Here is a 10,764-nt window from a genome sequence, read left to right on the forward strand (position 1 = left end):
TCAAAAATTAATTTGATACTGACCGTACCACTTTGGGACAGTTAACACAAAGTTGTTATGATCATCCAATACTTTGTGGATCTTCATCAACATTGAATCTAATTCATCCGGTTTTACCTTCAAGCACCATACGACGGATGAGATCAGAGTCATGGCTAGATAGAGTGAATAAAGTTTCCAGAACTCATCGTCAGGTTCACGTTCACTATATCCCTGGATTTGACCGACTGAAAAAGGCACACTAACTTCTGCGCTAAAAATACCGACTTTCACTAATTCATGAATTGGATCTCCCCAGTCGTACCTGTTGAACATCAACTTCAGCCCGCTGGAGTATCTCTATCACAAAATCACTTTTAGCGTTCATGTATGCCTCACGGTCATTACTGAAGCGTTTGGCAAGTTCCAATTTTAATACACTATAACTTTTGGCGTCTTCGCAATGGCTTCTCAAATAGTCGCGAAAAAGGATATGTCGCTTATATTCTGCGCTGTCCACGTTACATACGTACAAGTGATTATTAAACCCAACTTACAGATTAAAGGTAGTTTTTTGAATTCATCCATTGTTTTGATTTCGTATGTTATTTTCATAAAGTCCCCAATCAAGCTTCCCGATAGCTTAGTGGTTTCCTAACCAGCTAAAGACCCTTTGTTAGTAGAATTTCCAAGGGTTCATTTTCAAGCAATAAGCAGCCTGAATCCCTATAGCCTAGTTTTCTATAAAAATGCTGAGCTTCTTCATTAGCTAAAGTGGATGTCATCACTAATTTGAACCCTTTATTTCTCATCTCTTCTTCCCAGTAGAGAACTGCTTTTTTCCCTACACCTTTATTGCGAAAAGGAATGTCAATCCAAATCATGTTCATAAACGGTGTATTATCCCAAAAGAAACTGTGACGCATCCATCCAATATGAAGTCCATCGCTTTTCAATATGAATATTTCTTTCTGTTTTATCTTCGGTAAAATTAAGTTTTCCAGGATATGATGATCTCGCTCTTTTATGTATTCATAATCAGAATCAGTTGCGACAGCAATATTCATAAATTGCTCCTTTACGCTTGAGTTAAACTATTTCCATCTTAATATGTACTAAAAATTGAGACTAATCTGTCCATTAGCTGAAAAACCTGCCGGATCTCGCCGGCAGGCTGTAAAGTAAAAGAATCAAGCAAGTGAATGGCCTAATAACCACGAATATAACTCAGGGTTTGCATATGTTTCCGTCCAAGAATCGTGTTCAGCATCGGGATAGACAGTTAATTTTACATTTCCGCCGCAAGCTTGCAGCGCATGAACCATTTTTTCTGACTCTTCAAGTTTTACGACTTCGTCCTTCGCTCCATGAAACGCCCAAACAGGCGTATTGACCAATGATTGTACTCGATTAAGATTGCCGCCACCGCAAATAGGCACTATAGCCGCAAATTTTTCTGGGTGTGACGACGCCAGTTCCCAAGTGCCATAGCCTCCCATACTCAATCCGGTTAGATAAACTCGCTTTTCGTCAACATTGAAGCTCGTCATTATTTCATCGAGTAATGCCAGCAGAGCATCTTTCTCGGCATTCCAGAATGAATCCTCAGAACACTGCGGCGAGACCGCGATAAACGGCAGACTCGGATTCAGGTCGGCGATCTTGGGAATTCCATGAACCTTTACTTTTTGAATATCATCACCACGTTCGCCTGCACCATGCAAAAATAAAACCAGCGGCCACTTCATTTTTTTATCCTGTTCATAGCCTTCCGGAAGATGCAGCAGATATTTTACCTGCACTGTTTTTACTATTTGTTTTTCTAACTGGTGTGCGGATTGACTCATACGTGTCACCTTCGTTTCTTATAATTTGAAGAGTGCGTTTAATGATCTGATTAGCTAAAACGCATTGAAATCCTGCATCCTAAATACAGGTTTAACCCCTCTTATGTTAACACATATTGGTAATTATTTACCCATAGCCGCAACGAAATAATGAGCCTAATCCGACAGTGCCCGCATGATGTTGGATTTCGCCTCTGCCGCAATCGCTTCATTCCCGTCATCGACCGCTTGCATTAAGATCAGCACGGGGATGTATACCGCGATCAGCCGCGCCAGCAGCTTCGTCTTCTCGTCCGCTCCTCCGTATGTTTCGAAAAACGCGCCGCGAGCATAAGGTGGTAAATAGCTGTAAGCAACGCTCAAATCGCAAGCCGGATGGCCTACGCTCAGATCGCCCCAATCAATGATGCCGGAAACAATCCCTTTCTCGTTCACAAGCATATTTTTGAAATGAAGATCGCCATGTAGCAGTACATTCATCGCCTCGACACGATCCGTTTGTAACCTGCTAATATACGCTTCGATCGCACCGGACTCCTCCGGCGTCAAGTGTTCAACCACTTTTGTTACAAAGCCCGTCAATTTCACTTTGCGCGATGCGATGTCCGTCAAGTTTCTATGATCTTGCTGAACTCCGCACTTCAGCGCCGCCTGCGCCGGAAACTCATGCAATCTCCGCAAAAATTTCGCCAGCGTCTCTGCCGATAAAGCCCGGCGTTCTTCCGTCAATCCGATTGGGAAATCTCCTGGCACGTAGGCATAGCCAAGAAAGGGTGCCGGGTATTCGTCACTTGCTTCGCCATAAAACAACGGTTTCGGATAGGGGATGGTCATATATGCCTCCAGCATCGGCAGCAGCTTCCCTTCCATACGAATCGAGCCAACTGCAATCGTTCTTCTTGGAAAACGGAACACGTACTCGTCACCGATGAGAAAAACCGTATTGTCCCAGCCCCAGCCCAATCGCTTCACTTGCTTCGATGACAGCTGAGGGAATTGTCTGCCGATCAGCGTTCGCGCCTGCTCTTCGTTAACCTCCCACTCCGCATCCCATACATTCGTTCCTCCCATGAATTGTCTGCCTCCTCCATCGGTTACAACGGCGAAACGTTCGGTTTAGCCGGTCTTTCCTTCATGTCCCGAACTCATCCTCCACTTGATTGCGCAGCGTTTCTATTCATTTGTGAATCTCCCAGTGGTTGAAAAGGTTGGCCGAACGCAAATGCAGTGACGTCCCGACAGTCGTAGGGGGATGGATGTGTTCACTCGCTTCTCAGCGTGATCCGGAGCATTAATATGGCGTTAGCCGAAGGAAGTTCTGGAAGCAGCCATTGTATTTAAGGCGTTCTCAAAATAGCTATATACTTCATCTGCAATCCCCAGAAACTCCTCAACAAGTACATTACTATCCAAGTAACAAGCATACAAATAATCAACTAAAGCGGTGTCAATGTCACAATAGTTTAATATGGCATTCTTCATCTCTATAATGTCATCTTGCCATACACCTGTATCTTCTAAAACCAAAGAGTATAATGCACGAATTAATCTCTTAGAGTAACCTTTAACATATCTAGTTTTCATTGTGTTATCACTAGCATTAGAAAGTGAACGATGTATACGATCTACTTCTTCCTTGGTCTCTGTATTTAGGTCTAAAATAAACGCTGGAGAAATAATTATCGGTGGTACTTTTTCACCCACGTCATGGCCATATATGCAAACACAAATTATCTTGACCCAAAAACCCCATTCATTTGGTTTACTTAATACATCGTCAATCGAGCAAATTATCGTATCAATCCTAGTTACTACTGGATATTCTTTCAAGAGCCTGTCTTTAATATTTGACAATCTTTCGTAATCAATATCTTTGGGATTTACACATACAATAGTAAAGTCTGCATCTGACTCAAAAGGTTTAGCAGTTCCTTTTGGAATAGAGCCACACATATAAATGCTATGAATCTTACCTTTGAACTCGGTAATTATATTAGCTATATACTTATCAACCAAATCCTTATATTCACTTTGTATTACAATTCTATTAATAACTTTTTCTAAAATCATATAGAGTCCTCCTAAACTAAGAACTTTTTTTCGGCTAACGTCTCTTTTGCGAACTTCGTAAATTCGTCATGACTTAAGTTGTTCGCGAAATCATTCAACTATCCTCCCAGTTACTTCAATGGAAACGACTAAGTATGAGTGATCCGTTAGGGCGTCCAAATTTTTCTTGAAAATATCCCAACCTTTTTTCCGATAGGCACACTATTTGATTGTAAGAAATTACAGAGGCAATTGCGGAGGCGACTGATGGATTCGATAGAGCGGAACGGAAAAGAAGCGGCCGATGCGATTCGAAGCTATGTCAAACCGATTTTCGGTTTTGCGTTGAACCGGGTTAAGCAACGGGCGGAGGCGGAGGATCTGGCCCAGGAGATTATGCTGCAGTTATTGAAATCCTTCTCAGGAAAGCGGGACATTCGGAGCCTGGAGGCCTATGTTTGGACGGTTGCCCGGTACACTTGGGTGAATTGGTTGAAAAAGCGTGCGCATACTCCCCAAGCGATCGAAATCAACGGCATGTCCGAACTGTCAGTCGACCCTACCCGGGAGCCGCTTGACCGGCTGCTGGTCACCGAAGCTTACCGCGAGCTGCGCCGGGAAGTCGCGTTTCTGTCCGACATCCATCGCCGAATCGTGGTCATGCATTACTATGACGAGCTTAAACACGGCGATATCGCGATTGCTCTGAACATTCCTGTCAACACGGTGAAGTGGCATCTGAGTGAGGCCAAAAAGGAGTTAAAGAAACGGATGAAACGTATGCGCGCAACAGGAACTTTGAGTGTCAATCCGGTCAGCATGGGGGAAATGGGCCATTCCGGTTCGGCCGGCAGCCTGGGTGAAACCAACGATTTTCTTGGACGCGCCTTGGCGCAAAATATCGTTTACGCGGCTTATCATAAGGCGCTTACCGTCCATCAAATCGCGGAGGAGCTCGGAATTCCGCCGTCTTTGCTGGAAGACGAAGTACGGCACCTGGCCGATTACAATTTTCTCGTCCAAACCTCTCCCGGCAAATATCAAAGCAATACCATCGTCTGGGACCTCTTCGAACTAGTCGTGGCCGGTCATCGATTCTGGCAGGAGTGCGCCGCCGAAGTGGCCGATGTTCATTTCGACGCGTTAATGGAAGTTCGCAGGCAAGTCGAGGATAGCGGAGTGTACGTTCCGGACGGCGACTACAACTTTCTGCTCTGGACCTTGCTGCCCAAGAACGTCGGGGAGCAGTCCTGGCTGGGCCTGCCGGCGGGCGACAACTTCGATGCGGTCGCGCCGATGCGAAAGGACGGAGGGCAGTATATCGCCTATGCGGCGTTGAGCCGGAGCCGCAATGCCGATCCGGGTTTTGATCTGAGTAAGTACGTCACCTTCGGTCCGTCGCTCCGCTACGTCGAAGACACTCCCTTATACTTGTGGCAATTCAATACGTACTGGAGCGACCGCCAGGTGGATTGGCGTTTCCTGGAATACCGGAATGTCGAGATTTGCCATGCGTTCCAACGAGGGGAACTGCCCGACAACGAAGAGAACAGCGAGCAATATTCGTTCCTACTGGAGAAGGGGTACATCCGCAAGACGGATGAGGGGTACAAGTTCAATGCGGTTTGGATCGGCTCTCCGCAAACGCTGGATCGATTGAACAAGGCAATGCCGGATTTGTCCGCCCTGTATGCGCCCGCTGTCGGCAAGCTCTACGATAAAATGCTCAAGCTGTTCCTGCAAAATCAGCCGAAGCATTTAGAGCCGCAAATTGCCTACATGGTGAGAGGCAATGCCGGCGGAGGCCGGTTGGTCGCTTATATTTTGAAGCATTTGACCGACAACGGAAAACTGAAAGCGCCGTTACCGCACCAGAGGAAGACGATTACAATCTGGATGGGGCCGGTCAAGTAATCGGTTCGATAAATATGAAGAATGGCCATACCCGGGTGGTGTTGGCCATTTTCACACAATACGCTGTCCGACAAAGTCATTAGAACATCCCAATTGCACCAAGGCCGAAGGACCACCAGGCAAATTACCTGACGATTCTCCCCGTAGCGATGCAGTAGCTATCCAATCCATAAAACAGTGTCATCTGTTATAAATGCGAAAGGTAACTGTATAAGAAGCCAATCAATCCTGTTGAGCATATATTCCGTTTCATTTTTCAGTAGTTTAGATTGAGCCCATATTCTCAACTTTTCGAGCTCCTGAAGTGTTAATTCCAACTGTTCTTTTCTTAATTCTGTTCCATTACGAATACAAGAAATCCCTAACTGCTCAATGGCAGATTGCCAATAATTCATGAAGAATCTTTCATTAGATACCGGGATTTCAAAACCTAGTTCAAATGAATCATCCTCTTGATTAATTCTAAACACACTTACAGACATTATGAGCCTCCAGCTATATATGCTTTCCATAAAATATTCAAAGACTTTTTGAGCAATTCCTTTCCCTTGATGTTCTGGCAATATAAAAATTGGACTAATTCCACCAATAGCAACCTCAAGATGATGAATTATGAAATAATCTGTAAAAGATTTATTGATTTGAGCGATGATTCTTTCTACGCTTTCATTAGCGGGGCTTGTTTCAAAATCCTGATATTTTTCCAACAAGGGCATAAACGCTTTTACCTTCATTTCATGAATAGTCACTGCATCTTTTAAATCTGCTTTATATAATAAAACCTCCATTAAATATATACCTCCAACATTAAGGATTAATATAGCCTGATGATAAGTGAAGGTAACGATTCATCCGAATCTGATCAGGCATAATGTTCAATGCAAGACTGTTCGAGGATAATCCTTAATATCAAAGAATTAGTTTATATACATGCTCATCGTGAAAAGCCTTTTCAATTTCTCCTGTAGGAATAAATCCTATTTTCTCGTACGCTTTAATTGCATTCATGTTATCATGAATGACTGTGAGATAAATTTCTTTGCATTTATATTGAAGGTTCATATCATCAATAATGAGTTTCAAGCTAGCAGTTGCGTAACCTTTCCCTTGGAATTGATGACCGAGCATAACGCTTATTAATTGAAAACGTTCCGTTTCAGAATTATATCCATGACAAGCAAAACCAATCAGTGTCTCAGAATCATAAATTGCACGTGGAGTGAATTTGTAAACTTGACAAACAGCCAAGAAGAAAGCGTTCGACCCTACCCATCTTTCATAAATTTGCATTCTTTGTTCTTGCTCAATACCAGACTTTAGTTCAATAATCTGATCAAAATTACTAGAAGTTACGCTTTCCAAATGGACATTCATAATATCCCCTCATTCTCAACTTACATAATTTTGCTTAGCATCGTATTGGGGGCTTCCTGTCATTTAGCTTAATAAAAAGGAGCAGCTGCCACGGCGACAACTTTGGTTGGGCTTGGGCGAATCTACTGAAAATTTAGCCGCTCAGGGGTCTACATCGATAATCCCTTCTACCACAATTCTGACCTAATCATAATTCAACATATTGGAAGTATCCTACCCGAGAGAGCATAATGATATTCGTTTCTGCCTGATAGCCAAATGGCTCAATGCGTGAATTTTATGATAGCCACATTCAAAGTTCTTGAATTTATATGTTTACTTCAACCCAGTTAAACATAACGTATCCCATTTGTAATATGACAATGACTAAATAACTGATGTTTATAGTTAAATTAATTTTCTGTCTTTTTGATATGTTCTTATATTCATCTTTATTTATTCTTCCGTTATCGAAATTATCCCTGATACCTTTGCGGTACTTCATTAATATTCGAAATTCAATTATCCCCATTACACTCCATAACAACGTAAAAATTAACATTAGTGCATTGGAGAGAGAGAGCAACATGCCTATTCCTACATCTGATATTCTTACAACTTTTAAACTTAGATGGACCACTATTGTTATTATGAATAAACCTAATCCTATCAAACTTAATATTGGCTTATAATTGTCGTTTATAACCTTCACGCCCTCCAGTCAATTTCAGCTTGACAACAAATCTGCGAGATTCAAATATTTTTCACATCTGAAATAATTCACGCAATGATTGAACTACCCTTTAACACTTAATTAAAACGGCAATATGATTGCAGGATCGTTCTTCGAGGGAGCTCAAGGGCCTATTACTTTATCACTCAATAAATATCTAAACTGAATTAATTCTTTACCTCTACTTATTCATCTCTCTAGATAGCAACTTCTACTGTTGTTTAGATTTCCATAACCTACTCCTTAATGATCTGATGAGTTCCATCCAAGTAACGGCCAAGCTTCTACATCGTTGTCATCGCCGGAGCGAACGTATCGTCGATGCCCATCAGCCCATCGCCGTATATGATTCGAAAGGTATGGCTTTTTTCCGATGCATCCCGTACTTCGAACTGAAAGTTGCCTTTGTAAACCAATTCAGTCTGGTTCATATGATCGAAGTGGGTTGCGTAATTCGTGATCAGCTCCTTGGCACTCGCTGTCGTCAACCCGATATCGTCCACGACGGAAAAACGCGCCAGCTGCTCTGCATCCCCTGCCTGGATTAGACGAATGTATTCTCCGGCCAACGCTTCCGCATAGGGCAAATAACGAATATAGGACCAATCCAGCCACGGATCGTCTGAACCGTTCGGGAAACTTACGTACAGCCTATCGTTAATCGTTACCGGTCCGCCGCTGCCCTTGGTGCCGGAAACGATATATGTCTCTTGTCGATCACCGGACTCATCTAGCGCCGCTTGAATCGTTCCGGGATCCATCTCCACGCTGAGCATCTTCAGGAACTGTTCCATAACCGATTCGTCGACGTGTATATAATCATTTTCGTAATCAGGACTCGTGCTGCGCATGATATCGGTTAACTTTTTGCTGTCCTGTGATCTGACGGCTTCGAGAAACTGTTGAAGCAAGTGAACCCCCCTGCCTGTGGAAGTCGGAACATCAGACGCGGGTTGAGGAACAGATCCGGATTGAGGCACAGACTCTGCCTGAGTCGGACCAGGGGACTTAGCTATACCATTATTGAGATTTATTGCACCATCCGAAATATTACAGCCAGTGACCAGCGACAGGAAAATGACTAGGCATGCAGCGATATGAAATGGTCTCAACTTGCTCTTCCCCCTTAGGATCGGCCAGACGATCGCGCGGTAGCGGAGATGAACGACGATGCTTCCGAAGCGGCGCTCACCGAGCAGCTCCATATCTCCTTCGATCCAATACTGTAAGATTCGTCGACTGTAAATAAAAACCTCTTTATGCTGGCGGTTGGCACTAATTAACGGACCGCGTACCGGAATAAAAAAATGCTTACCATTTGAAAACCCATGGTAAGCATTTTATTATCCATTTTGAGATTATTAGGAGGATCTAACCGAATAGTATCCAATTCAACACGACGACAGCCGGCAGCAGCACATACAGCGCCTTCGTCATCATGCCGTTCTTGCGGAACGGCACAGCGGATAGCATGAGGAGGCCGCAGACGGCGAAGACCGCCGCTAACGCTGCCTCGCGTCCCGGAAAGTCTCCTGCCAGCATAAACGGGCTCAGCAGCAGCAGCCAACTGGCCGCAATCGTCGTCGGTACGCCAGTGTAGTAAGCATGACGCCCGTCCTCTTCCAAGCCGCTGACGTTGAAGTAGGCCAGCCTCCATAGTCCAGCTACGAGGTACAGAACGAGTGCCGCTATGCCTAGCGGAGACGTCACGCCGAGCGCGTAACCGGCGAAAGCCGGCAGCACGCAGAAGCTGATTGCATCTGCCAGACTGTCGAGCTCCTGCCCGAAGGTGGATGATTGCTTGAGCTTGCGGGCGACGATCCCGTCCGCATAATCGCCCAATATCGCCGCGCCATAAAGTGTAAACGCCAGCGCATATTGCCCTTTTACAAAAAACACCATGGCCAGCAGTCCGCTAACGGATACGCCGGTCGTTATGGCATTCGCGAGGTTCCAGTATCGCAGCGCCGGAAACCATTTTCCCATCCCTGTTTTCCCTCCACGTCGCTTCACGGCAGCAGCCCCCATAGCAGCGCGAAGAGCGGTGCGCCGAACAGAATATTGTCGTATCGGTCGAGAATGCCGCCATGCCCGGGCAGCATCCTGCCGAAATCCTTAATGCCGAGCCTGCGCTTGAGCGCCGAAAACAGTAAATCCCCCATATTGCCCAGCAGCAAAATAAAGCAGACGATGAGCAGTTGTTTGCCGATCGAAACGCCCTCTAACGCCGGGATCCACCCGTTCAGCATGAGGACGCCTGCGATGACGCCGGCTGCGCCTCCGATATAGCCTTCGAGAGATTTGCCCGGACTGATATGGGGAAAAAGCTTGGTGCGTCCGAACTTCTTGCCTGCGAGCAGCCCAAAAGCATCGTTCATCTGCAGCAGCAAGAGGTAGGTAATGATCGCCGCCGCTCCGTCCCTGGACAAGAGAGCCAGGCAGCCTGCTCCGGGTGCAAGCACGAAGACGGCAAACAACGCGCCGAATGCCGGACTCCGCACCTGTCGAGCCGGAGCCCAAAACGTGTATCCGGCAAGCGCAAGCCCAATCGGCAGCGCATAAATGCCGATTCGCTCCGCCTCGAGGAAAATCGTTGCTGAAGCAGCCGCTACAAGGACAAAGAGCGGTATCCCTGCACGCAGCTGCATCCCGCCGACGCCCCGGTAATGTCGCGTCAGCTCCAATAATCCGGCAAGCAGCACCAGCGCAGCGTACAGGCGAAAGACCGGATAGCCGGCCCAGAGGGCGAGGCAGGTCGCATTTTGCAGCGCGATCAGCGTCAATCCGCGAACGACGACCTCGCGCTTGCCTCCGAGCCACGCCGTTACGGTGAAGAAGCCGATCATGACCAGCGTGACAACGTAAAAAGTGAGCAGCAATTTAAACGCC

The 10,764-nt window shown here is 45.6% G+C and carries 12 protein-coding genes; 1 reads left to right on the forward strand and 11 read right to left on the reverse strand.

Annotation, left to right across the window (positions count from 1 at the left end; genetic code table 11):
• The 6 genes from ACFOTD_RS14475 to ACFOTD_RS14500 form a co-directional block, all read right to left on the reverse strand.
• Complete coding sequence (locus ACFOTD_RS14475) at positions 1 to 315, reverse strand: hypothetical protein (RefSeq protein WP_378120096.1); 315 nt, start codon at positions 313 to 315, stop codon at positions 1 to 3.
• Positions 278 to 514 (reverse strand): GrpB family protein, encoded by a 237-nt coding sequence (locus tag ACFOTD_RS14480; protein WP_378119876.1) that lies wholly within the window; start codon positions 512 to 514, stop codon positions 278 to 280. Before ACFOTD_RS14480 ends, ACFOTD_RS14475 begins: the two co-directional genes overlap by 38 nt.
• Before the next feature lie 127 nt (positions 515 to 641).
• Positions 642 to 1,046 (reverse strand): GNAT family N-acetyltransferase, encoded by a 405-nt coding sequence (locus tag ACFOTD_RS14485; protein WP_378119878.1) that lies wholly within the window; start codon positions 1,044 to 1,046, stop codon positions 642 to 644.
• 123 nt (positions 1,047 to 1,169) lie between these two features.
• Positions 1,170 to 1,826 (reverse strand): carboxylesterase family protein, encoded by a 657-nt coding sequence (locus tag ACFOTD_RS14490; RefSeq protein WP_378119880.1) that lies wholly within the window; start codon positions 1,824 to 1,826, stop codon positions 1,170 to 1,172.
• A gap of 156 nt (positions 1,827 to 1,982) precedes the next feature.
• A complete protein-coding gene (locus tag ACFOTD_RS14495; protein ID WP_378119881.1) occupies positions 1,983 to 2,897 on the reverse strand; it encodes a phosphotransferase in 915 nt (304 codons plus the stop codon).
• A 231-nt stretch (positions 2,898 to 3,128) separates the two neighbouring features.
• Entirely contained in the window at positions 3,129 to 3,896 is a 768-nt protein-coding gene (locus ACFOTD_RS14500; protein ID WP_378119883.1) for a nucleotidyltransferase domain-containing protein, read from the reverse strand.
• 246 nt (positions 3,897 to 4,142) lie between these two features.
• Between ACFOTD_RS14500 and ACFOTD_RS14505 the strand changes: the two genes are divergently transcribed.
• Positions 4,143 to 5,789 (forward strand): RNA polymerase sigma factor, encoded by a 1,647-nt coding sequence (locus tag ACFOTD_RS14505; RefSeq protein WP_378119885.1) that lies wholly within the window; start codon positions 4,143 to 4,145, stop codon positions 5,787 to 5,789.
• 158 nt (positions 5,790 to 5,947) lie between these two features.
• Here ACFOTD_RS14505 and ACFOTD_RS14510 read toward each other — a convergent pair whose 3' ends face one another.
• The 5 genes from ACFOTD_RS14510 to ACFOTD_RS14530 all read right to left on the reverse strand — a co-directional run bounded on the left by ACFOTD_RS14510 (position 5,948) and on the right by ACFOTD_RS14530 (position 10,754).
• Positions 5,948 to 6,577, reverse strand: a complete 630-nt coding sequence (locus ACFOTD_RS14510; RefSeq protein WP_378119887.1) for a GNAT family N-acetyltransferase — start codon at positions 6,575 to 6,577, stop codon at positions 5,948 to 5,950.
• Between the two features lie 121 nt (positions 6,578 to 6,698).
• The gene (locus tag ACFOTD_RS14515; RefSeq protein ID WP_378119889.1) at positions 6,699 to 7,163 is read right to left on the reverse strand and encodes a GNAT family N-acetyltransferase; all 465 of its coding nucleotides are present in this window, start codon (positions 7,161 to 7,163) and stop codon (positions 6,699 to 6,701) included.
• 996 nt (positions 7,164 to 8,159) lie between these two features.
• Entirely contained in the window at positions 8,160 to 8,786 is a 627-nt protein-coding gene (locus tag ACFOTD_RS14520) for a hypothetical protein (protein ID WP_378119891.1), read from the reverse strand.
• A gap of 460 nt (positions 8,787 to 9,246) precedes the next feature.
• The gene (locus tag ACFOTD_RS14525) at positions 9,247 to 9,861 is read right to left on the reverse strand and encodes a CDP-alcohol phosphatidyltransferase family protein (RefSeq protein WP_378119893.1); all 615 of its coding nucleotides are present in this window, start codon (positions 9,859 to 9,861) and stop codon (positions 9,247 to 9,249) included.
• A gap of 23 nt (positions 9,862 to 9,884) precedes the next feature.
• Positions 9,885 to 10,754, reverse strand: a complete 870-nt coding sequence (locus tag ACFOTD_RS14530; protein WP_378119895.1) for a phosphatidate cytidylyltransferase — start codon at positions 10,752 to 10,754, stop codon at positions 9,885 to 9,887.
• Between the last annotated feature and the right edge of the window lie 10 nt (positions 10,755 to 10,764).

The sequence above is a fragment of the Cohnella sp. GCM10012308 genome, assembly GCF_042649185.1.
Classification (GTDB): Bacteria; Bacillota; Bacilli; order Paenibacillales; family Paenibacillaceae; genus Cohnella.

Bases quoted from the DNA above. Each gene is read 5' to 3' on its own strand.
- ACFOTD_RS14475 (WP_378120096.1), bottom strand. From the start codon at position 315: ATGTTCAACAGGTACGACTGGGGAGATCCAATTCATGAATTAGTGAAA.
- ACFOTD_RS14485 (WP_378119878.1), bottom strand. From the start codon at position 1,046: ATGAATATTGCTGTCGCAACTGATTCTGATTATGAATACATAAAAGAG.
- ACFOTD_RS14490 (WP_378119880.1), bottom strand. From the start codon at position 1,826: ATGAGTCAATCCGCACACCAGTTAGAAAAACAAATAGTAAAAACAGTG.
- ACFOTD_RS14495 (WP_378119881.1), bottom strand. From the start codon at position 2,897: ATGGGAGGAACGAATGTATGGGATGCGGAGTGGGAGGTTAACGAAGAG.
- ACFOTD_RS14500 (WP_378119883.1), bottom strand. From the start codon at position 3,896: ATGATTTTAGAAAAAGTTATTAATAGAATTGTAATACAAAGTGAATAT.
- ACFOTD_RS14505 (WP_378119885.1), top strand. From the start codon at position 4,143: ATGGATTCGATAGAGCGGAACGGAAAAGAAGCGGCCGATGCGATTCGA.
- ACFOTD_RS14510 (WP_378119887.1), bottom strand. From the start codon at position 6,577: ATGGAGGTTTTATTATATAAAGCAGATTTAAAAGATGCAGTGACTATT.
- ACFOTD_RS14515 (WP_378119889.1), bottom strand. From the start codon at position 7,163: ATGAATGTCCATTTGGAAAGCGTAACTTCTAGTAATTTTGATCAGATT.
- ACFOTD_RS14525 (WP_378119893.1), bottom strand. From the start codon at position 9,861: ATGGGAAAATGGTTTCCGGCGCTGCGATACTGGAACCTCGCGAATGCC.